The sequence below is a fragment of the Nocardia takedensis NBRC 100417 genome (genome assembly GCF_000308695.1).
Classification (GTDB): Bacteria; Actinomycetota; Actinomycetes; order Mycobacteriales; family Mycobacteriaceae; genus Nocardia; species Nocardia takedensis.
Window position 1 is genome coordinate 90649 of record NZ_BAGG01000021.1, and the last position, 23000, is coordinate 113648.

Consider the following 23000-nt stretch of genomic DNA (forward strand, 5'->3'; position numbering starts at 1 on the left):
GGTGCTCGCCGGATAACGTGATACCCGTTGCCGGAGATCCCGGCGCACAGTCCGAGCGGAGGAATCCATGACCCGCATTGCGATCATCGGCGGTGGTCCGGCCGGTTACGAGGCGGCGCTGGTCGCGGCCCAGCACGGCGCGCAGGTCACCCTGGTCGATCGCGACGGGATCGGCGGGGCGTGTGTGCTGTGGGACTGTGTGCCGTCCAAGACGTTCATCGCTTCGACGGGCATCCGCACGGATCTGCGCCGGGCCAAGGATCTGGGCATCACGCTGGATCCGAGTCAGGCCGGGGTGGAGTTGCCGGAGGTGAACGCGCGCGTGAAGGCGCTGGCGTTGGCGCAGTCCTCCGACATCAGGACCAAATTGCAGTCGGCCGGGGTGACGGTGCTGTCGGGGCGCGCGGAGTTGACCGAACCGGCGGTGGGGCTCTCGACGAAGCACCGGGTGCTGGTGCAGCACGAGGCGGGCGAACCGGAGGTGATCGAGGCCGAGGTGGTGTTGATCGCGACGGGGGCGAGTCCGCGGGTGCTGCCGGGGGCGGAACCGGACGGTGAGCGGATCCTGAACTGGCGTCAGCTCTACGACCTCGCGGAGTTGCCGGAGACGCTGGTGGTGGTCGGCTCGGGTGTGACGGGCGCCGAATTCGTCTCCGCTTATACCGAATTGGGTGTGCGAGTGAAATTGGTCTCGAGCCGGGACCGGGTGCTGCCGGGTGAGGACGCGGACGCGGCGCTGGTGTTGGAGGAGGCGTTGGGCGAACGCGGCGTCGAACTGGTCAAGCACGCCCGCGCCGACGCGGTGGAGCGCACGGCGCAGGGCATCGTGGTGAAGCTGTCCGACGGTCGCACGGTGACGGGCACGCACGCGCTGATGACGGTCGGTTCCACCCCGAACACCGGCGATCTGGGGCTGGACCAGGTGGGGATCGAGTTGGATCGCGGCGGCTACCTGCGGGTGGACCGGGTCTCGCGCACGGCGATCCCGGGGATCTACGCCGCGGGCGACTGCACCGGTCTGCTGCCGCTGGCCTCGGTGGCGGCGATGCAGGGCCGGATCGCGATGTACCACGCGTTGGGGGAGGGTGTGAGCCCGATCCGCCTGAAGACGGTGGCCTCGGCGGTGTTCACCCGCCCGGAGATCGCGACGGTCGGGGTGAGCCAGACCGCCATCGACAACGGCGAGACGCCCGCGCGCACGGTGATGCTGCCGCTGAACACCAATCCGCGCGCGAAGATGTCGGGGTTGCGGCGCGGTTTCGTGAAGATCTTCTGCCGCCCGGCGACGGGTGTGGTGATCGGCGGCGTGGTGGTGGCCCCGATCGCCTCGGAGCTGATCCAGCCGATCGCGTTGGCGGTGCAGAACAACCTGACCGTCAACGATCTCGCGCAGACCTTCTCGGTGTATCCCTCCTTGACGGGTTCGGTGACGGAGGCGGCGCGGCAGTTGATGCGCCACGACGATCTGGACTGAGCGGGTGCGCGTCACAGGGTGACTTGCGCCCGCGCCGGTTTCGCTTGTAGGTTCTGTGGGTAGGGGAGTCCTTCGGGATCGGCGGTTCGCGATGAACGGCCGATCGGTCCGAATTTTCTTGTCGTCGGCCGTGTTCGGTCGCGTTGCCTGCGCGCCGAACATGTGATTGACTCGCCGCAGAGATGCGATCGATTCCGGTCGCTGGTTCTGTTGTGGGGGAAGGATTTCCTTTCCGAAGCGGGAAACGGCGAACGGCGCGAGGGGCGTTCGACGACCGGTTCGATGGGTCGTGCGGCACCACGCGTCTCACCATGGGACAACTGTGTGCGGCTGGCCGTGGTCGCACCCGGGAAAGGGAATTGCGAAAAGTGAAACATCGTAAGCCGAGTCGGACCCAGCGGGCGATGGCGAGCACATCGCTGCCGTTGGCCGCCGCGGCCGCCGTGGCCACGCTTCTCGCGGCGCCGGCGGGGGCTGTTCCGAACGAACCGGCAGCACCCACCACTCCCGCGCCCGCGCCCGCGCAGCCGGGTGTGGAGGCCGAGAACACGCCGAACACCAATACGCCGAACGGCCCGGAGACCCAGAAGCCGCAGAAGCCGGGTACTCCGACCACGCCGAGTCAGCCGGGTGTCACCACCCCGGATCCGGATCAGGCGTTGCCCGATCCGTCGAAGGATCCGAAGCTGTCCGCGCCGACTCAGCCGGGTGTCACCACCCCGCGCGTCGCGCCGCTGCCGGTGCCGGGCCAGTCCACCAACCCGGGTCAGCAGGCGGTCGGCCCCGATCAGCCCGCCGCGGTGCCGGGCGCCGACACCACCCCGCAGCAGCCGGGCCGCGCGCAGCCAGGGGCGACCCAGCCGGGCGGAACCCAGCAGAGCACCCCGGGCAGCACTCCCGGATCGGATTCGAATACCCGTCCGGCGCAACCGCAGTCGGAATCCGAGACGCTGGTGCAGCAGCCGCGCTGGTCGGCCCCGCGCCTCGAGTCGGCCCCGGCCGCGCCGGTCGTGGAGATGACGGGTCCGCGCACCGAGGTGGGCGCGAACATCGACGGCGGCACCGTGCTGCCGGGGTATGTCGCCAACACCCACCACTTCAGCAACCAGGCCGGTTATGTCGGCACCATCGGTTACAGCACGCCGACGGGTGCGGGCGAGGCCGGCGTGTCGGTCGAGTTCGTCGACGCGAACACCGTGTCGGTGAGCACCTACACCGGCGGTCAGGGTCTGGCGGACAACAAGAACACGCTGGTCCTGGACACCACGCAGGTGAACGCGGCCAAGGCCGCGGTCGAGCAGTGGATCGTCCAGCAGCCGGGTGGCGCCGCCGCGCTCGAAGCGGCTGCGCAGGTTAAACTTCCCGCGATCGTTCCGCCGGGCGACGTCGTCCCGCAGACGGTCAATGTGGCCGGCATCACCACGCAGTGGGGTGGCTCGGTCCAGTACTGACGAGCTGTTTCCTCGGGTGGGGCGGTCGTACGCGGCCGCCCCACTCGTGTGTCTCGGGAAGGATTGGGTGTGAGTTCCGAGCGTGACGCGAAGGACGACGAGTCGGGCGGTGCCCGGTCGGAATTCGGTCCGCCGACCGGTGATTTCGGTCCTCCGCTGGGCGATTTCGGTCCTCCGTTGGAGGAGGTGCGTCCACCGATCGCCGACTTCGGTGAGCCGACGGGGATCGAACGGGGCTGGTCGGTGCCGCAACCGCCGGGGGAGTTGCCCGCGGTGGGTTGGCGACCGGCGGGGGACGGGCCGCCGCCCGCCCCGCCCGAGCAGTTCCGCGCTCCCGAGGCCGCGCCGCCGGAGGTCGAGGAGACGGTGCGGCACGCGCCCGCCTCGCCGCCGTCGGGTGGTGTGGACGCGTGGTGGAGTCCCACCGACACCGGGGAGATCCCGAAGCCGCCGGAGCCGCCGCGCCGTCCCGAGCCGGGCCTGTCGTGGGCCGACGATCCGATCGCCAAGCGGTTGGCGCCGGGGTCGTCCGCAGTGGAACCGAAGAGTTCCGGGGGCGGGTCGCGGCTGATGCTGCTCGGTGTCGCGGCCGGTGTGGTGCTGGTGATCGCGGTGATCGGCACGATCGTCGCGCTGACCCGCGGTGGTGGCGAGGAACCGGGCGGCGGCACGGTGCGGCCGATCGAGACGACGGCGGCGCTGAGTTGCCCGGCGAGCCGGGACGGCAAGGTCACGGTGGGCAACGGTCCCGGCGGGACCACGCGCGGCGCGGACGCGATCCTGGGGTTCCAGTACGCGTTCTACGTCGACCGCAACGGTGAGCGGGTGCGCGGTTTCGTCGCGCCGGACGCGGCGAACATCTCCACCGCCGATGTGATCCAGTCGGCGATCTCCGAGCAGATCCCGCCGGGGACGACGCATTGCCTGCGCATCACCGAAGTCGCGGTGGACACCTTCGAGGTGGACCTGACCGAGCATCGCCCGGACGGCACCACCACGGTCTACCGTCAGACGGTGACCACCGTCGAGCGGGAGGGCCGGATTCTGATCTTCGCCATCGACGGGCGCTGACCAGCGATTGTTTCGAGAGGGGCCGTTGTCGCGACTGTGCGGCGGCGGCCCCTCCCGCTGTGTTCGCACCACGAGTGATCCCATGATCTGAGACGGCAATTTCATATTCTGGTCACGGCTGTGCGATGGTGGAGGTATCCCGCAGCGGCGTCCCCCTCGGAGGTTTCCATGTCTACGAATCTGCCCCGACTCTCGGGCAAACTCGACGGACTGCGCAGTTCGGCCATTCGCGACCTGCTCGAACTCACCTCGCGGGACGAGATCATCGGCCTCGCGGGCGGCCTGCCCGACGCCGCGCTGATGCCGCGCGACCGCATCGCCGCCGCCGCCGACCGCGCCCTCACCGATACCGGCGTCCTCCAGTACACCGAATCCTCCGGGTGGGGTCCGCTGCGCGCGGTGCTCGCCGAACGGGAGTCCGCCCGCCTCGGTCGCCCCGTCCCGACCGCCGAGATCTTCGTCACCCACGGCTCCCAACAGGCGCTGTCGCTACTGGCCGAGGTCCTGCTCGATCCGGGCGCACTGGTGGTGGTCGAGGACCCCGCCTACGTGGGCGCGCTGCAGGTCTTCCGCGCGGCCGGTGCGCGCATCGTCGCGGTCCCTTTGGACGAGCAGGGCATGCGGGTCGACCTGCTGCGTGAGTTGCTCGACCGCGGCGAACGGCCCGCGGCGGTCCACACCGTCAGCAATTTCCACAACCCGGGCGGGGTCACGCTGAGTCCCGCCCGTCGCGCCGAGTTGGCCGACCTGGCGGAGCGCTTCGGATTCTGGGTGATCGAGGACGACCCCTACGGCGAGTTGTGGTTCGACACGCCCGCGCCCGCCCCGGTCGCGACCGGTTCCCGGTCGGTGATCCGGCTCTCCAGCACCTCCAAGATCATCGCGCCGACCTTGCGGGTGGGGTGGATGGTCGCCCCCGACCGCGTCTGCCGCGCGGTGGAACTGCTCAAACAGGGCGCTGACCTGTGCGGATCGGCGCTGACCCAGCAGATCGCCACCGAACTGCTCGCCGACCGGACCTGGTTGGACGCGCACGTCGACACGATCCGCGCCACCTACAGCCATCGCGCCAAGGCCCTCGTGCACGCCGTGCGCGCCGCCTTCGGCGATCGGATCACCTGCACCGAGGCCGCGGGCGGCATGTTCGTGTGGGCGGCGTTCACCGACGGCACCGACACCTCGGCGCTACTGCCGACCGCGGTGGACCACGGCGTCGCCTACGTCCCCGGCGCGGCCTTCGCCGTCGACGGCGGATATCGCGACGCGTTGCGGATGTGCTTCACCACCTCCGACGCCCCGGTGCTCGAGCAAGCCGTCGAGCGTCTGGTCCGCGCGCACGCGGCGGTGGGCGGGGCTCAGTCCAGCCAGCCGTAGGTGCGTTCGACGGCCTTGTTCCACTCGGCCAGTCGCTGGTCGCGATTCTCGGCCGTCATGGTGGGCCGCCAGGTCTTGTCCGCGGTCCAGTTCGCCACGATCTCGTCGGTGCCGCCCCAGTAGCCGACGGCCAGGCCGGCCGCGTAGGCGGCGCCCAGCGCGGTGGTCTCGTTGACCACCGGACGCACCACCGGCACGTCGAGGATGTCGGACTGGAACTGCATGAGCAGATCGTTGCCGACCATGCCGCCGTCGACCTTGAGTGTGGTCAATTCCAGTCCGAGACGCTGGGATTCGGTGTCGGCGCGCATGGCGTCGACCACCTCGCGGGTCTGGAACGCGGTGGACTCCAGCACCGCGCGCGCCAGGTGCGAGCGGTTGACGAACCGGGTGAGTCCGGCGATGACCCCGCGCGCGTCGGGACGCCAGCGCGGGGCGAACAGGCCGGAGAAAGCGGGCACGATGTAGGCGCCGCCGTTGTCGTCGACCTCGCGGGCCAGCGCCTCGATCTCCTCGGCGGCGGAGATGATGCCGAGGTTGTCGCGGAACCACTGCACCAGCGACCCGGTGACCGCGATCGAGCCCTCCAGCGCGTAGACCGGTGGTCGCTCGCCCAGGCGGTAGCAGACGGTGGTGAGCAGTCCGTGCTTGCTGAACACGGCCGTCTCGCCGGTGTTGAGCAGCATGAAATTGCCGGTGCCGTAGGTGTTCTTGGCCTCGCCGGGCGACAGGCACGCCTGCCCGAAGGTCGCCGCCTGCTGGTCGCCGAGGATGCCCGCGACGGGCACGCCCGCGAGCGGGCCCGCGGTGATCTCGCCGTAGACCTCCGAGGAACTGCGGATGCGCGGCAGCATCGCCGTCGGCACGCCGAACTCCGCGCAGATCTCCGTGTCCCAGTCCAGGGTGCGCAGGTCCATGAGCATGGTGCGCGAGGCGTTGGTGACGTCGGTGACGTTTTCGCCGGTCAGATTCCACAGCACCCAGCTGTCGATGGTGCCGAAGCACAGCTCACCGGCCTCGGCGCGTTGCCGGGCGCCGTCGACGTGGTCCAGGATCCACCGCAGTTTCGGCCCCGCGAAGTAGGTGGACAGCGGCAGGCCGGTGCGGTCCTGGTAGCGGGCGGGCCCCTCGTCGCCGCCGAGTTCGGCGACCAGTCGATCCGTGCGGGTGTCCTGCCATACGATCGCGTTGTGGATCGGCGTGCCGGTCTCGCGTTCCCACACGACGGTGGTCTCGCGCTGGTTCGTCACGCCCACCGCGGCGATGTCGGCGGCGGTCAGGTCCAGGTCCGCGAGCACCTCGCCGAGTACGGATTCGGTGTTGCGCCAGATGGTCCGGGCGTCGTGCTCGACCCAGCCGGGGCGCGGGAAGATCTGTTCGTGCTCGCGCTGGGCGACGCCGACGACCCGCCCCTGCCTGTCGAAGACGATGCACCGACTCGAGGTCGTGCCTTGGTCGATGGCGGCCACATAGCGACGCATTGGAGAAGGCTACTAAAGGACCGCCGATCGGTGTTCGAATGTGCCGGCGAACGCCGCTCCCTGCGCGCGGGGCCCGCGCCGAGGATAGGGTGGCTGTGTTACCGGCGAGTAGAGCGCGGGACACGTGGTCGGCGGCCGCCTGTCCGAGCGGATCGTTCGCCTAGGTTGGACAGCACCGTCGTCGGTTGAGGAGGCGAGTATGAACGGCAGATCGGATGTGCAGTTCCTCGGTCCCGAGCAGCGCCGCGCGGCGTGGGAGCGCTTCGGCAAGGAGCATTTCGACGTGGTCGTGGTCGGGGGCGGCATCGTCGGCGCGGGGATCGCGCTCGACGCCGCCACCCGCGGCCTGCGAGTCGCCCTGGTCGAGGCGCGCGATCTGGCCTCCGGCACCTCGAGCCGGTCCTCGAAGATGTTCCACGGCGGTCTGCGCTACCTCGAACAACTGGAATTCGGGCTGGTCCGGGAGGCGCTGCGGGAACGCGAGCTGGCGCTGTCGCGACTGGCCCCGCACCTGGTCAAACCGCTGCGTTTCCTCTACCCGCTGGCCAACCGCGGCTGGGAACGCCCCTACGTGGCCGCCGGACTGGTGCTCTACGACACCATGGGCGGCGCGAAATCGGTTCCCGGACAACGTCACCTGAGCAGGCACGGCGCGCTGCGGCTGGCACCCGGCCTGCGCCGCGATTCGCTGATCGGCGGGGTCACCTACTACGACACCGTCGTGGACGACGCCCGCCACACCATGACCGTCGCCCGCACCGCCGCGCACTACGGCGCCGTGATCCGCACCTCCACGCAGGTGGTCGGTTTCCTGCGCGAGGCCGACCGGGTGACGGGGGTCAAGGTGCGCGACAGCGAGGACGGCCGCAACGCCGAGGTCCGCGCGCACGTGGTCGTCAACGCCACCGGCGTGTGGACCGACGAGATCCAGGCGCTCTCGCACAACCGCGGGCGCTTCCACGTGCGCGCCTCCAAAGGCGTGCACATCGTGGTCCCGCGCGACCGCATCGTCAGCGACACCGCGATCATCCTGCGCACCGCCACCTCGGTGCTGTTCGTGATCCCGTGGGGCGCGCACTGGATCGTCGGCACCACCGACACCGACTGGAACCTCGACCTGGCCCACCCGGCCGCCACCAAGGCCGATATCGACTATCTGCTCGAGCGGGTCAACGAAGTGCTGGTCACCCCGCTCACCCACGCCGACATCGACGGCGTCTACGCCGGGTTGCGGCCGCTGCTGGCGGGGGAGAGCGATTCCACCTCGAAGCTGTCGCGCGAGCACGCCGTGGCCCGCGTCGCGCCGGGGTTGGTCGCCATCGCGGGCGGCAAGTACACCACCTACCGGGTGATGGCCTACGACGCGATGGACGAAGCGGCGCAGGACATTCCGGCGCGCGTGTCGCCGTCGATCACCGAGAAGGTGCCGCTGCTGGGCGCCGACGGCTACTTCGCGCTGGTCAACCAGACGGTGCACCTGTCGGAGACCTACGGAATCCACCCCTACCGCGTCAAACACCTGCTCGACCGCTACGGCTCGCTCATCGACGAGGTCATGGCGTTGGCGCGGGACCGTCCCGAACTGCTGCAACCCATCACCGACGCGCCCAGCTACCTCCAGGTCGAAGCCGTCTACGCCGCGGCGGCCGAGGGTGCGCTGCACCTGGACGACATCTTCGCCCGCCGCACCCGGATCTCCATCGAGTACTCCCACCGCGGGGCCGACTGCGCCGAACAGGTGGCCCGGTTGGTCGCGCCGGTGCTGGGCTGGGACGAGGCGGAGATCGACCGCGAGATCGAAACCTACCGGGCCAGAGTGGAAGCCGAGGTCAGGTCCCAGACCCAACCCGACGACGCCTCCGCCGACGCGCTGCGGGTGGCCGCTCCCGAACCGCGCCCGCAGATCCTCGAACCGGTGCCCCTCGACAGCTGAGTCGGTGCCGCTGAACTGCTGCTGATGCCGCTGGACGGCCGAACCGGTGCCGCTGGACCGCCGAACAGGTCTCACCGGACAGCTGAGATGGTCCGCCTGGCGGCTGCACTCCTCCCCTGGACGTTCGAACCGGGCCGAGCAGTGGGTCTCAATAATCCGGACGCGACCGCGCGCACCGGCGGTCCCGTGCGGCTAGACGGGGGGCCGGGCGGCGGATTCCATGCCCACGGCCCACAGCACCAACGACCGCAGGTAGGCGACGAAATCGGCGTCCGAGCAGGTCGAGGAGTCGGCGAGGTGGTCGCGGGCCAGTTCCTCGGTCGCCGCGAGCAGGATGCGCAGGGTGACGCCGTCGGGGTCGACCCCGACGCCGGTGTGCCGGGCCAGATGCGCGGCGGCGACGCGGCGGGCCAGACTCCGGCCCGCCTCCAACCGGTCGCGCAGTTCGGGCGGCCCGCCGTCGGGCGGGCTGAGCATGATCCGCCAACTGGTCGGTGCGGCGTGCAGGTAGGCGAGGATGCGGTGCGCGACCTGGTCGAGGTCGTCGGCGAATTCGACGGTGCCGATATCGGCCATCGCGATCGCGCTCTCGCGGTCCAACAGCGCCGCCATCAGCCCGGACAGGTCGGTGAACTGCTGGTACACCAGCGCGCGTGCCACGTCGGCCTCGCGGGCCACCCGGTCGATGGTGACACCGGCGAAGCCGTCGGCGGCGACGATGTCGCGCACGATGTCGAGCAGTTGGGTGCGGCGCTCGCCCGCCGACATACGCCGTCGCGGGGCCGGTGCGGGAGGCGTCGCGGCCCGGACCGGGCGGGGATCGGCGGTGGACGCGCGAGGCTGGGTGCTCACCCGACCGACGGTAGCTCGAGCAGCAGATCCACCGCCTTGGCCGCGCTCTGCACGGCGCTCTCCATCGTCGCCGACCAGTCGGTGGCGGTCCAGTCACCCGCCAGCACCAGCGTCGGCACGGAGGTGCGCTGCCCCGGTCGCAGCCCGTGGCTGCCGACGACCTGGGAGAACGTCGCCTTGGGCATGCGCACCACCTGCGCCTGCACCACCTGCGATTCGGCGGCGGCCGGATAGTAGCGGCGCAGCAAGGCCATCTGCTCGGCGACGATCTCGTCGTTGGTCTTGTGGATCTGCTCGTAGGCGCCGCTGGTGGTCAGGCAGTACAGCCACGCCTTGTCGGTGGGCCGCCCGGTCATGCGCTGCCGGTCGAAGACCTCGTCGATGACGCCGGTGCCGCCGATGATCGCCTCGAATTCGCCGTCGGTGCCCAGCGGGCGGTCCAGGTACAGGTTGGTGCTGACGATGGGGGTGTAGCCCAATTTGTCGGCGGCGGCGTAGATCTCGGCGTGTTCGGGCAGGTCGTCGAGCAGGCCCGCGATATTGCCGTTGGGCACCGTGCACACCACCGCGTCGGCCGGGACGATCTCACCGTCGGCGAGCGTCACTCCGGTGACAGCGCCATTGGCGATGTTGATCCGTCGCGCCACGGCCCGGTGCCGCACTTCCACGCCACGGCGTCGGAACACCTCGAGTGCGCCGGTGACGTAGAGGGTGTCCAGGTCGGTGGTCGGGAAGCCGATGGCGACCGGGCGGCGCAGTCGCACGCCGAGTCGGATACCGGTGGCCATGACGTCGGCGAACACTTTCGCCGACTCCTGGTGCACGGGTTCGGCGGCGATGCCCAGCGCCAGCCAATCCCACACGGCCTCACGGGATCTGGCCGGCATGCCGACCCGGTTGAACCACTGCTCGGTGGTGAGGTCGGCGAGGACGGCGGGCTGGCGCAGCGCCTCGAATCCCAGGCGCAGGGTGGCCGCGACGGTCCGCACCCGGTCGAGCAGTGTGGTGTCGGGGTGTGCGCCGGTGAAGGTCTTGAGCACGCTGAAGACGTTCGATTTCATGACGACCTTGCGCCCGTCGGGCCAGCGCAGCGTGGCGGCCTTCGGGAAGGCGATGTGGTCGCGGGTGCCGACGCTGGTCAGGTAGCGGAACAGGTGTTCGTAGCCGCTGGCCACGACGTGCTGACCGTTGTCGGGCAGGTCGTCGGCGGCCTCGGCGCGCATGGCGTGGGTGCGTCCGCCGAGTTGGCCGCGCCGTTCCAGCAGCGTGACCTGTTTACCGGCCTCGGCCAGCCAGACCGCGGCGGCGAGCCCCGCGAGTCCGCCTCCGATCACCACGTACCGTCGCGGATCGCTCATCGCCCGTCCTCCCGGATCGCTAACTTTCAATTTGTAAGTTAACGAGGTCGCCGACCGGTCGTCAAGAGGCGCGCGCCGCCGGATCGGGCTCGGGCTGACACTTGGGACAGAAGAAGATCCCGCGCTCCTGGCGCGCGATGCGATCCGAGGCGGGCGTCGTCTCACCCAACGGGCGACCGACCACCCTGGTGCCGCAGCGCGGACACGGCCAGCGGGTCCGTCCGTACACCAACGCCCGCCACGGCGGTTCGAGCGCCGCCTTCGTCAACACCCGGTGCGACTCGTTGACCAGCGCCGACAGGTCCGGCACCGCCTCCACGGGCAGCGCGGGATGCACCCGCCGCAGATAGCAGATCTCGCTGCGATAGATGTTGCCGATCCCGGCCAGATTCCGCTGATCCAACAGCGCCAACCCGATCGGCTGCTTCGGATGACTCGCCAACCGCCGTTCCGCCTCGGCCGGATCCCAGTTCGGCCCCAACAGATCCGGGCCGAGATGCTCGATCGCGGCGTGCTCCTCGGCGCGCGAGAGCACCCGCACGAAACCCAGCGAGAACCCCACCGCCTCGGTGTCGTCGGTGGTCAGCACCACCCGCGCCGTGACCCGCGGGCGCGTCCACCGTTCCCCGACGCAGTAGGTCCGCCACACCCCCTCCATCTTCAGATGGGTGTGGATGCTCGCGCGCGGCGTGCGGATGAACAGGTGCTTGCCGTAGCTGACGACCTCCTCGACCGGTTCGCCCACCAGATCCACCGTCGCGAAGCGCGGCACCCGGAAATCGCTGCGCACCAGCGTCTTGCCGACCAACGCCCGCCGCAGTCGCGCCGCGGTCAGGAACACCTTGTCACCCTCGGGCACGGCTCGCCCCTCTCCGGCGCGCGCTCGCCGTCACGGTCGTGTCCGCAGTCGCAGGCCGCGCGGGGTCGCGGAGAACCCGGCGGCGGTGAGGAATTCGGCGAAGGTGTGGCCGTGCACGGTCTCGCCGTCCACGCGGTCGATGACCAGCGAATCCACCCGGCGGGCGCGCACCAGCTCGGCCAGCGCCGTCACCGCGGCCCGGCGCGCGTCCGGGTCCTCGGTGAAACTCAGCAACGTCTTGCCGCCGCGCTCCAAGTAGAGCGCCAGATCGCCGTCGACCAACACGACGAGCGCGCCCGCTTTGCGGCCCGGACGGTGGCCGCTCTCGCCGCCGCTCTTGGGCCAGCTCAGGGCCGCCCCGTACGGGTTCGCGGGATCGCAGGCCGCCAAGGCGACCGCCGCGCGTTGCGGCGGCGAACCCGTGCGGTCGCCGTCGAAGGAGCGCAGCCTGTCCACGATGTCGGTGGTGGAGAACTGCGCGCCTCCCAGCGAATCGATGAAGTAGCCGCGCCTGCACCGACCGCGGTCCTCGAATTCGGTGAGCACCCGGTACATCAGCGCGAATCCGCCCGGCACGCCTTCGCCCTGCACCGAACCCCGCGTGAGCACGCCGTAGCGCTCCAGCAGTGTGTCCGCGGTGGCGTGGGCGCGGATCGTGTTGTCCGACACACGGTCCGGCAGCAGCGACCACCGGCCCGCCACCGCGGGCGGACCCGAGCGCGTCGGCATCGCGGGCCGCGGCAGGTAGGCCCGACCGCGCGGGGCGCGACGCGGCATCCGATGCGCGGTGGTCGTGCGCGCGGTCCCCAGGAGCCGACCGCGCACCGGGGCGAAGGTGTCGCCCGCGACCAACCCCGCCCAGACCAGATCCCACAGCGCGGCCGCCACGGCGGTGTCGTCGAGCAGGCCGGTCGCGTCGGAGAGCTGCCGAAAGAAGTACGCGCCGCCGACCCGCGCGGGCGGCGGAAGGACGACGGGCTCGGAAACGGTTGTCCGGCCGCCGGATTCGGCGTCGAGTTCGACCACCTCGGGCAGTGTCGGCGACGCGGTGTCCCACGGGGTCGCCGACGCGCCCAGCGCGTACAGCAGCCGCAGATGGGTCTCGGACAGCTCGATCTCGTCGGGCGGAGCCAGCGTGAACGGCGCCTGTTCGGCCGGATGCAACGCGATCCACCCGTCCTTGGCGGTGAGCGAACCGTGCCCGGACCACACCACCTCCCCGCTCGCCATCAACTCGTCCAGCATCGCGGGCGAATAGTCGGCGACCCGGGCCGGCAACACCAGCGACTCCAGCGCCGACGCCGGAACGGGCACCCCCGCCAGCTGTTCCACCACCGCCGCCACACCGTCTACGCCGCGCAGCGCGCCGGTGCCGACCTGCTGCCACACCGGCAGGAACCGGCCGAACGCGGCGGTCGCGACCGGCTCCACCTCGTGCCGCGCCGCCGCCAGCGACCGCCGCCGCAACCGGCGCAACACCTGCGCGTCACACCACTCGGACCCGGTGGCCGCCGGGGTGAACTCGCCCTCCACCACCCGCTTCTCGGCGAGCAGTCGATGCAGCGCGCCCGCCGCCACCGCCGTGCCCAACCCGAACCGCGACGCCACCGCCTCGGTGGTGAACGGGGCGTGCGTGCGGGCGTAGCGGGCCACCAGATCGCCCAGCGGGTCGGGCACCGGTTCGATGAACGCCGCGGGCGTCCCGATCGGCAGCGGCACGCCCAGCGCGTCGCGCAACCGCGAAGCGTCCTCGACCGCCACCCACCAGCGCCGCCCCGCGAAGCTCACCTCCAATGCCCGCCGGGCGTCACGCAGCGCGGCGAACCAGGCGGGATGCTCGGTGCAGCCGTCCTCGGCGTGCGAAGCCGAAGGGACGCAGCGCAACCCGGCTTCCTCGGGGGTCAGCGGCCCCAACAGTCGCAGCAGATCGGCCAGCCCCTCGGCGTCGCGCGCTTGCCGCTCGGGAGTCAGCCGTTGCAATTCGCGTTCGGTCTGCTCGAGGACCCCGGCATCGAGCAGTTCGCGCAACTCGACCCGCCCGAGCAGTTCGGCGAGCAGACCGGAATCCAGCGACAGCGCCGCGGCCCGCCGCTCGGCCAGCGGGCTGTCGCCCTCGTACATGAACTGCCCGATGTAGTCGAACAGCAGCGCGTTGGCGAACGGTGACGGCGTCGCCGTCTCCACCTCGACCAACCGCACCTGCCTGCGCGCCACCCGGCCCAGCAGATCGCGCAGCGACGGCAGATCGTAGACGTCGCGCAGACATTCGCGCACCGTCTCCAACAGGATCGGGAACGCGGGGAATTTGCGCGCCACGTCGAGCAGTTGGGCCGACCGCTGCCGCTGCTGCCACAGCGGCGCGCGTTTGCCCGGGTCGCGGCGCGGCAACAGCAGCGCGCGGGCGGCGCATTCGCGGAACCGGGAGGCGAACAGCGCCGAACCACCGACCTGTTCGGTGACGATGTCGTCGATCTCGTCGGGCTCGAAGACGAACAGGTCGGCCCCGGGCGGATCGTCGGTGGTGTCGGGCAGGCGGACCACGATGCCGTCGTCGGAGGCATTCGGGGCGACGTCGACGCCGAATCGTTCGCGCAGGCGCGCGCCGACCGCCAGCGCCCACGGCGCGTGCACGGGCAGACCGTAGGGGGAGTGCAGGACCAGTCGCCAGTCGCCCAGTTCGTCGCGGAACCGCTCGACCACCAAGGTCTTGTCGGTGGGCAGGCGACCGGTGGCGGCGCGCTGTTCGTCCAGCAGGGCGGCGAGGTTGGTGGTCGCGTTGCCGTCGAGTCCGGCTCCGGCGGCGATGCCGAGCAGCCGTTCGGGGATCTCGCCCTCGGCCCGCGCGGGCCCGGCGGGGTCCGCGGATTCCCCCGCCCGGCGCAGGAACTCACCGAGGGCCGCGCCGAGTTCGGCGGGACGGCCCAGTCCGTCGCCGTGCCAGAACGGAAGCCGGCCCGGCTGCCCGAAGGCCGGGGTGACCAGCACGCGGTCGAAGGTGATGTCCTCGATGCGCCAACTGGTCGCGCCGAGGGCGAACACGTCGCCGACCCGCGATTCGTAGACCATCTCCTCGTCGAGTTCGCCGACGCGGGAGTTCTTCTCGCCCACCATGTACACCGCGAACATGCCGCGGTCGGGGATCGCGCCGCCGGAGGTGACGGCCAAGCGCTGTGCGCCGGGACGGCCGGTGAGGGTGCCCGCGTCGCGATCCCACACCAGGCGGGGACGCAGTTCGGCGAATTCGTCGGACGGGTAGCGACCGGAGAGCAGGTCGAGCACCGACTCGTAGGCCGAGCGCGGCAGCGCGGCGTAACTGCCGGTCGAGCGGACCGTCTCGAACCAGCCGTCGACGTCGATCGGTTCCAGCGCGCAGGCGGCCACCGTCTGCTGGGCGAGGATGTCGAGCGGGTGGGCCGGGATCCGCAGTTCCTCGATGCGTCCGTCGAGCATCCGCGCGGCGGTGACCGCGCAGTGGATGACGTCGGTGCGGTGCTTCGGGAACAGCACGCCCTTGGAGATCTCGCCCACCTGGTGACCGGCGCGGCCGATGCGCTGGAGGCCGCTGGCGACCGAGGGCGGGGCCTCGACCTGCACCACCAGATCCACCGCGCCCATGTCGATGCCGAGTTCGAGGCTGCTGGTGGCCACCACGCAGCGCAGTCGCCCGCTCTTGAGATCGTCCTCGATGAGCGCGCGCTGCTCCTTGCTGACCGATCCGTGGTGCGCGCGCGCCAGCAGTTGCTCCGCGCCGTGCACCACTTCGGTGGACGCGCCGAGTTGGGCGGGCGGCTTGTGCGCGTTGTCGACCGGGTCGCCCACTCGCGCCGCGTACTCCTCGTTCAGACGCGCGGTGAGCCGTTCGGCGAGGCGACGCGAGTTGGCGAACACGATCGAGGACCGATGGTCGAGGACCAGGTCCACGATCGCTTCGTCGACGTGCGGCCACAGTGATCCGGGCTGATCGGAATCGCCCAGTTCGGTCATATCGGCGACCGGCACCCGCACCGACAGGTCGAAGGTCTTCGGCGAGGGCGGGGACACGATCGTGATCGGCGCGTCGCCGACCAGGAACCGCCCCACCTCGGCGGGCGGACGCACGGTGGCCGACAGCCCGATCCGCTGCGCGGGCCGCTCGGTGAGTTGGTCGAGCCGGGCCAGCGACAGCGCCAGGTGCGCCCCGCGCTTGCCGCCCGCGATGGCGTGCACCTCGTCCACGATGACCGTGTCGACCCGCGCGAGGGTGTCGCGCGCCGCCGAGGTCAGCATGAGGAACAGCGATTCGGGGGTGGTGATCAGGATGTCGGGCGGTCTGCGCTGCATGGTGCGCCGGTCGGCGGCGCTGGTGTCGCCCGAGCGCACGCCGACGCTGATCTCCGGTGGCGCGGCCCCCAACCGTTTCGCCGTCTGCGTGATACCGACCAGCGGCGCGCGCAGGTTGCGTTCCACGTCGACCGCCAGCGCCTTGAGCGGTGACACGTACAGCACCGAGGTGCCCTCGGCCCGTTCCGCGCGCTGGGCGAGCCTGTCCAGCGCCCACAGGAACGCCGAGAGCGTCTTGCCGGACCCGGTCGGCGCGATGACCAGCGTGTGCCGCCCGGCCGCGATCGACCCCCACGCGCCGAGTTGGGCGGCGGTGGGCGCGGGGAACGCGCCGTCGAACCACTCGCGCGTGGGCGCGGAGAAGTCGGCGGTGGAGAACATGGCGGTCGGGGGTTCGGCCATGTCACCAGTCTGCACCGGGGCACCGACAAGCCGTCGGCGTGAATCGGTCAGCCCGGGGCGGGTGCGGGTCGACGCGCGGAACGAGGCCGTACTCTTCCTGCGTGCGGAAGGTGCTCAGACTCGACCTGGTCAGCCACGGCATGACCGAGGCGATGCGCAAGGCACGATTCCCCGTCGACGAGTCGCTGACCGACGCCGGGCGGCGCGCCGTCGCCGCGACCGGTCGGATCGCGGCCACCCGCGTGCTCACCGGACCAGAACGCCGCACCGTCGAGACCGCCGCGCTGATGGGACTGACCGGCCTGCCGGACGAGCGGTTGCGCGACCTGGACGCGGGGTCCTGGCGCGGCGACGAACTGACCGCCGTCCCGCAGGCCGAACTGCTGGCCTGGCTCACCGATCCGCGGTTCCGCGGCCACGGCGGCGAATCGGTGGTCGAGGTCATCGAGCGGACCAGATACTGGATGGCCGAGATCGCCTCGGAGGGGCTGGCGACGGTGGCGGTCACCCACCCCGCCGTCATCCGCTCCGCGCTGCTGGTCACGCTCGACGCCCCGGCCACCTCGTTCTGGCGCATCGACATCCCGCCGTGCAGCGTCACCCGGTTGCACTACCGCGGCGACTGGAGCCTGCACTTCTCCGCCTGATCGGCCTGCGCCCGCACCCGCGCCCTGATCTCGGCGAACCCCACGGGACGCAGGCACTTCCCGTCCCGCCACACCTCCACCAAGGCACTGGCGTCCTCCTGCGCGGGGGTGGCCTGTTCGTGCGCGATCAGGTTGCCTTCGGCGTCGGGCAGCACCGCGAGCCTGCCCTTGGCCGACCGCTTGGTCCCCGAATCGGTGACCGGATCCTTGTGGATGTCGCGGCCCACCCCGTCGACCTCCACATAGGTCGCCTTCACCGCCGAGGAGAAGGTGTCCCTGGTGACGTACTGGTAGCTGTAGGAACCCATGCCGAACACCACGGTGGTCGACGCGAAACCCATGCGGGCCAGGCGCGCGGTGATGGCCTCGGCCCGCGCGTAGGTGATCGAGTCGCCGTAGATGACGCCCACGTGCGGGTCGAGCACCCGGTAGCCCGCCTCGTTGACCTCGCCGCCGAAGGTCTCCCACAGCAGTCGCACCACGCCGAGCCCCGCCGGGCTGTCGTCGGCGTCGGTCCCGCACAGGATGGTCTCCGGATCGCCGGAATCCGGCCGGATCACCAGGGTGCCGTCGCGGGCCGTGATCCGGTCGCGCAGCGCGGGCAGGGTCTCGGTGAGCACCCGCCACAGGTCGAAGGTGTCGCTGACCACCGACACGATCCCGCTCGGATACAGCCCCAGCAGGCGACGGTAGGTGTCGTCCTCGGATTCCTTCGTGCCCGCGCACATCACCGAATGCTCCGTCGCCGCGACCGAAGCCAACAGCGGTTCCGGTCGCGCACCGGGCTCGTCGGGGTAGAAGTAGTCGATCCAGTCGGCCGCCACCAGCGAATCCGACCCCGAGAACGACAGCAGGTGCGCCGCGCCCGAGGCGGCCGCCGCCTCGATCCCGGGCATCCCGCGGAAGGAGAAGTCGTGGGCCTGGAACTCCACGGCGGCCGGATCGGCCCCGGTGTCGGCGGCGCGCGCGGTCAGCAACCGCCGCATCCGCCACGCGGTCGTCGCCGACGTCGAGGGCTGCCAGATCGCCGCCGACAGCGCCGTCTCCAGATAGTTGGTCAGCCAGAAGAACTCCGGGTGGGTGTTCTCCACGGTCAGCACCGGCACCCGCAGCGGGACCAGCGTGCCCTCGGGCAGTGAGCGGATCGACAACGGCAGGTAGCCCAGGGCGTGCAGGGCCCGGATGTGGTCGCTGCCGATGTGGTTCGGGCCGAGGATCGAGGTGACCCGCCGCTCGTACTCCGCGCACACCCGGTCCACGTCCGCGGCGAAGAAGGCCGCGAACGAATCCTCGAGCACGTCGCGCAGGAACGCCTGCAAGCCGAAGTGCACCACGTGCTCGACACCGTCGACCCGGGACGCGCGGTGGGTCAGGTTCGAGTACACGCGGGTGGTGCCCGGCGGGTACTGCCGGCGGTGGTCCAACTTGTAGGCGTCGGTCAGGAACAGCGGGTCGGTGGCGAGACGGAACATCACAGGATTCCTTCGGTGAGAACGTGATCGACCAGGTCGACCAGGTGCAGGCGGGTCGGGGGCAACGCGGACGCGCGCGCTCCCGGATGCGAGTCGGTGGTGTAGACGTGGGCGTACGGGGCGAGATTGGCGGTCAGGCGCGGGCCGCCGGAGAACACGCCGTGGGTGACCCACAGGTCGACCCGGTCGGCCGCGGCGAACCCGCCCGCCTCGGCGACGCCCGCGAAAGTGCCGCCGCCGTCGCAGATGTCGTCGACGACCAGCACCCTGCGCCCCGCGACCGCGGCGTCCAGGACGAAACCGCTGAGCCTGCCGGTCGCCGGATCGCGCTGTTTGCGACCGTGCGCGACGGGGAGGCCGCCCAGCGCCGCGGCCACCGTTTCCGCGCGCTCGCGGGCCCCGGCATCGGGCGCGACCACCAGGTCGTAGTCGTGGGGGAGCACCGACGCGGCGAGCGGCCCGAGCGGAATCTCGGTCAGCGCCGGACCTTCCAGCGCCGCGCGGGCCATCGGGGAGTGGATGTCGGCGTAGATCACCTCGTCGGCGAACGCCGTGATCACCCGCGCGTAGACCGACGATCCGCACGGCACGTCGCGGTCGGTGCGCGCCGCCGGGATGTAGGGCATGAGCACGGTGGCCTTCGCGCCGTGGTGGCGCACCAGGTCGGCCCACATTCCCAGCGCCATCAAATCGTCGGGGGAACCGCCGCGGACGACGGCGAAGCGGGTGGCGTCCGGGTCGTAGGACGGGCCGCGCCGGGCGAACCACTCGCCGCCCGGAAAGCGCGGGAACTCCAGGTCATCGGGTCGCGCCCCCTCGGGGGTGCGCACCATCGTCTCGATCATGCGACCACCGTAGCATAGTTTTGGTTTATATAACCAAAACTAGGGGTGGTTCCGTTCACAGCGACTTCGCAGGATTCTCGGAGACTGCGCTGAGGCGACCCGCATACGTTCGACCCACGCGCCCGAACCGGCGCGCCAGGACCAGGGAGGGAACCGAGATGAGGGCCGAGCGCGATCGGGCGAGACTTCCTGGTGCGAACCGTTCTTGCCTGCGGGAATCCGTGGGCGTCGGGTCGGGTCGGTCACTGAGCGTCGGTTGGTCGGGTCGGTCGGTGGAGGTCGAGTGGAGTGGTTGGTCGGGTGGTTCGGTGGATGTCGGGTCAGGTGGTCGACCGAGTGGGTCGGTAGGCGTCGAGTCGGGCCGTCGTCGGAGCGGATCGGTGCGGGCGAGTGTGCCGGCGGGCGGGCTCGCGTGAGCGCCGACGACGTGGCGGTGATCGGCCCTCGCGTCCGATCGCGGTGGGAGCGGCCCGCGCTGGTCGCACTGCTCGTCGCGACCGCGTTGCTGTATCTCCTCGGCCTGCACGAGGCCGGATGGGGCAACGAGTACTACGCGGCGGCCGCCCAAGCGGGGACCGACAACCTCACCGCGTGGCTGTTCGGCTCCCACGACGCGGGCAACGCGATCACCGTCGACAAACCGCCCGCCGCGCTGTGGCTGATGAGCCTGTCCGCCCGCGTGTTCGGCGTCTCCGGATGGTCGATCCTGCTTCCGCAAGCCCTGCTTGGCATCGGCTCGGTGGCGCTGCTCACCGTCACCGTCTGCCGCTGGAGCGGACCCGTCCCCGGTCTGCTGGCGGGCGCGGCGCTGGCCGCCACCCCGGTCGCGGCGCTGATGTTCCGCTACGACAACCCCGACGCGCTGCTCACCTTCCTGCTGATCCTCACCGCCTGCTGCACCGTGCGCGCGATCGACGCCGAAGCCACGCGATGGTGGTCCCCGAGCACCGCGTGGCTGGTCGCCGCCGCGGTGGCGCTCGGCTTCGGCTTCCTCACCAAGATGCTGCAAGCGATGCTGGTGGCGCCCGCTCTCGCCGCGGTCTTCCTGCTCGCCGCCGCGGGCGGTCTCGCCTCCCGCCTGCTGCGCCTCGCCACCGCCGGGCTCACCCTGCTGGTCGCGGGCGGATGGTTCGTCGTCCTGGTCGAACTGTGGCCCGAGCGGAACCGCCCCTACATCGGCGGCTCCACCGACAACAGCCTCTGGGAACTGGCCCTCGGCTACAACGGACTCGGCCGAATCCTCGGCGGTCACGGCAACCCTGGCGGCTCCGACACCCCGGGCCCGCCCCGCACCCCCGCCTTCGGCGGCGAGACCGGCCCCACCCGACTCTTCCGCGACCTCATGGGCACCGAGGTCTCCTGGCTGCTCCCCGCAGCTCTGCTCGGCCTGGCCGCCGTCCTGTGGCTCAGCCGCCGCGCGCCCCGCACCGACCGCACCCGCGCGTCGGCGCTGCTCTGGGGCGGCTGGCTCCTGGTCACCGGCTTGGTCTTCAGCTACATGAGCGGCGTCGTCCACCCCTACTACACCGTCGCCCTGGCCCCCGCGACAGCCGCCGCGGCCGCCACCTCCGCCCACCTGCTGTGGACCCGCCGCGCCGAACCCTTCGCCCGCTGGTCGCTGTCCGCGATCATCCTGCTCACCGGCCTCTGGTCCGCCGTCCTGCTCGCCCGCACCCCCGAATGGCTGCCCTGGCTGCGCTGGACGATTCCACTCACCGCACTCGTCGCGGCCTGCTGTCTGCTCGTACCCCCGCGTCTCGGTCTGGTTCTTTCGTCGAAACCCGAACTCGCGCACACCGATTCCGGCCCTGCCGCAACGTCTCGGTCGGGTGCTGCTGCAACGTCTCGGTCGGGTGCTGCCGCATCCCCTCGGTTGAGTGCTGCCGCAACGTCTCGGTTGAGTGCTGCTGCAACGTCTCGGTTGAGTGCTGCTGCAACGTCTCGGTCGGGTCCTGCTGCAACGTCTCGGTCGGGTGCTGCTGCAACGTCTCGGCCGAGCGTTGCCGATTCCGCGCCCGACGTCGGTGCGGGTTCGAGCGATGTCGACGGTGCGGGTTCGAGTTCGTCATCGGCCCGGAGTTCTACTCGATCCGCCGGCCGTCCACGGTCGGCGCGGGCAGTGACAGTCCTGGCGGCGGTCACCGCGCTCGTCACCGCGTTCGCCGGAACCGCCGCCTACGCGATCACCACCGCCGCCCACACGCACAGCGGCGGCATCCCCGTCTCGGGGCCCCGCGGTGACGCCATGGCCGGTCCGATGGGACCGCCGCGCGGTCCGATGCCGGGCCGGCCGGCTGATTTCGGCGGGCATCCGAACCGCGACCCGCGGGCCGAAGCCGGCGCGGACCCGCTCCCAGGGCGCGAAGACAGTGCCGCGGACGCGGATAATCGCGGCGATCGTCCCAACAGCGGCACGGGAGGCGACAACGACCTTCCCGGCGCGGGCGAGCCGACCGAACCGCTCGCCGGCTCCGCACCCATGGGCCAAAGTCCGGCCCGTACGCGACAACCCCAGTCGGCCGAACCGCAGCTGTCCGAACCGGGCCTCGGGGAACAGGGGCAGCCCAGCCCCGGCGAACCACGCCAACCGGGCCCTCCCGAAGCCATCCCCGCGAACCCCGAACTCGAAGCCCTGTTGCGCGACACCGACCGCCGCTGGGCGGCAGCGACCGTCGGCTCCTTCGGCGCGTCATCCCTGGAACTGCGCACCGGCGCGTCGGTCCTGGCGATCGGCGGTTTCAGCGGCCGCGACGACGCCCCCACCCTCGACACATTCCGCGAGTACGTGGCGGCGGGGCAGATCGGCTACTTCCTCGAGTCACGTCGCGAGGGCGGCCCCGGTCGCCCGATGGACGGACGCCCCGCCACGGCCGATTCGATCACGGACTGGGTCACCTCCCACTACACCCCCCGCCGCCTCGGCGAGATCACCGTCTACGACCTCTCGGTCCCACCCACCACCCCGTGACACCCATCGTCGCCCGCCACTTCGAAGTCGATGTTCCGTCCAGCGAATCCGGATCAGTACCCCAGGGAATCCGCAGATACGCAGCCGCTCGACGGTTAGGGGTATCGCAAACGTGGATTCGGGTGGTTCACGTTGTGTGAGAATGTTTTGGGGTACGTGCCGCGAGGGCGTCGAGGGGGAGCGGATGTCGAGTTTCGATGATCGTATGGACTTGGCGGTCGATTGGTTCGGCCGTAGTCAGCTGTCCGACGGTTCCGGTGGCGCGGGGTGGGGCTGGGTAGCGGATGTCCCTCCGAATCCGCAGAATACGGCCGAGGTGGTGTGCGCGCTCAAAGCGGCCGACCGGGAAGTTCCCAGGGCGGCGGAAGTATTGAGATTGCTTCGACGGTCGGTGGTCGGTCGGCAGGGCGGGAGTGCGTGGGCTTTCGAGGCCCCGGTCGATATCGCGTGGCGGTTGCGGGCCTTGCGATGGCTGGGTGTTCGGGACGACGAT

General features: G+C 71.0%; 14 protein-coding genes. 7 read left to right on the forward strand and 7 right to left on the reverse strand.

Annotated features, from left to right (window positions below):
* The first annotated feature begins 67 nt into the window (after positions 1-67).
* The 4 genes from ON30_RS05400 (at position 68) to ON30_RS05415 (ending at position 5370) form a co-directional block, all read left to right on the forward strand.
* Positions 68-1474, forward strand: a complete 1407-nt coding sequence (locus ON30_RS05400) for an NAD(P)H-quinone dehydrogenase (protein ID WP_040704658.1) — start codon at positions 68-70, stop codon at positions 1472-1474.
* 404 nt (positions 1475-1878) lie between these two features.
* The gene (locus ON30_RS05405; protein WP_245553944.1) at positions 1879-2925 is read left to right on the forward strand and encodes a hypothetical protein; all 1047 of its coding nucleotides are present in this window, start codon (positions 1879-1881) and stop codon (positions 2923-2925) included.
* 69 nt (positions 2926-2994) lie between these two features.
* Positions 2995-3996, forward strand: coding sequence for a DUF8176 domain-containing protein (locus tag ON30_RS05410; protein ID WP_245553945.1), 1002 nt, complete (start codon positions 2995-2997; stop codon positions 3994-3996).
* A gap of 168 nt (positions 3997-4164) precedes the next feature.
* Positions 4165-5370, forward strand: a complete 1206-nt coding sequence (locus ON30_RS05415) for an aminotransferase-like domain-containing protein (protein ID WP_040704660.1) — start codon at positions 4165-4167, stop codon at positions 5368-5370.
* Here ON30_RS05415 and glpK read toward each other — a convergent pair.
* Entirely contained in the window at positions 5352-6851 is a 1500-nt protein-coding gene (gene glpK, locus ON30_RS05420) for a glycerol kinase GlpK (RefSeq protein ID WP_040704661.1), read from the reverse strand. The genes ON30_RS05415 and glpK overlap by 19 nt on opposite strands.
* A 199-nt stretch (positions 6852-7050) precedes the next feature.
* On the opposite strand from glpK, the gene ON30_RS05425 reads away from it, so the two are divergent.
* Positions 7051-8784 (forward strand): glycerol-3-phosphate dehydrogenase/oxidase, encoded by a 1734-nt coding sequence (locus ON30_RS05425; protein WP_040704662.1) that lies wholly within the window; start codon positions 7051-7053, stop codon positions 8782-8784.
* 192 nt (positions 8785-8976) lie between these two features.
* On the opposite strand, the gene ON30_RS05430 is transcribed toward ON30_RS05425, so the two are convergent.
* The 4 genes from ON30_RS05430 to ON30_RS05445 all read right to left on the reverse strand — a co-directional run bounded on the left by ON30_RS05430 (position 8977) and on the right by ON30_RS05445 (position 16575).
* Positions 8977-9636: a TetR/AcrR family transcriptional regulator gene (locus ON30_RS05430; protein ID WP_306307325.1), complete on the reverse strand. Its 660-nt coding sequence runs from the start codon at positions 9634-9636 to the stop codon at positions 8977-8979.
* The gene (gene hpnE / locus ON30_RS05435) at positions 9633-10994 is read right to left on the reverse strand and encodes a hydroxysqualene dehydroxylase HpnE (protein ID WP_040704664.1); all 1362 of its coding nucleotides are present in this window, start codon (positions 10992-10994) and stop codon (positions 9633-9635) included. The genes ON30_RS05430 and hpnE overlap by 4 nt, the downstream gene beginning before the upstream one ends.
* Before the next feature lie 61 nt (positions 10995-11055).
* Positions 11056-11853 carry a DNA-formamidopyrimidine glycosylase family protein gene (locus ON30_RS05440; RefSeq protein WP_040704665.1) on the reverse strand — a complete coding sequence of 266 codons (798 nt, stop codon included), beginning with the start codon at positions 11851-11853 and terminating at the stop codon, positions 11056-11058.
* Positions 11854-11883: 30 nt separating this feature from the next.
* Positions 11884-16575 carry an ATP-dependent helicase gene (locus tag ON30_RS05445; RefSeq protein WP_245553946.1) on the reverse strand — a complete coding sequence of 1564 codons (4692 nt, stop codon included), beginning with the start codon at positions 16573-16575 and terminating at the stop codon, positions 11884-11886.
* A gap of 101 nt (positions 16576-16676) precedes the next feature.
* Here ON30_RS05445 and ON30_RS05450 point away from each other — a divergent pair, with 101 nt between their 5' ends.
* Complete coding sequence (locus tag ON30_RS05450; protein ID WP_040704666.1) at positions 16677-17222, forward strand: histidine phosphatase family protein; 546 nt, start codon at positions 16677-16679, stop codon at positions 17220-17222.
* Here ON30_RS05450 and ON30_RS05455 read toward each other — a convergent pair.
* Positions 17186-18694 carry a nicotinate phosphoribosyltransferase gene (locus ON30_RS05455; RefSeq protein ID WP_040704667.1) on the reverse strand — a complete coding sequence of 503 codons (1509 nt, stop codon included), beginning with the start codon at positions 18692-18694 and terminating at the stop codon, positions 17186-17188. The two genes, ON30_RS05450 and ON30_RS05455, sit on opposite strands and share 37 nt — an antisense overlap.
* A complete protein-coding gene (locus ON30_RS05460; protein WP_051028959.1) occupies positions 18694-19539 on the reverse strand; it encodes a phosphoribosyltransferase family protein in 846 nt (281 codons plus the stop codon). Before ON30_RS05460 ends, ON30_RS05455 begins: the two co-directional genes overlap by 1 nt.
* A 412-nt stretch (positions 19540-19951) precedes the next feature.
* On the opposite strand from ON30_RS05460, the gene ON30_RS42005 reads away from it, so the two are divergent.
* Positions 19952-22507 (forward strand): glycosyltransferase family 39 protein, encoded by a 2556-nt coding sequence (locus ON30_RS42005; RefSeq protein WP_051028960.1) that lies wholly within the window; start codon positions 19952-19954, stop codon positions 22505-22507.
* Positions 22508-23000 lie beyond the last annotated feature (493 nt).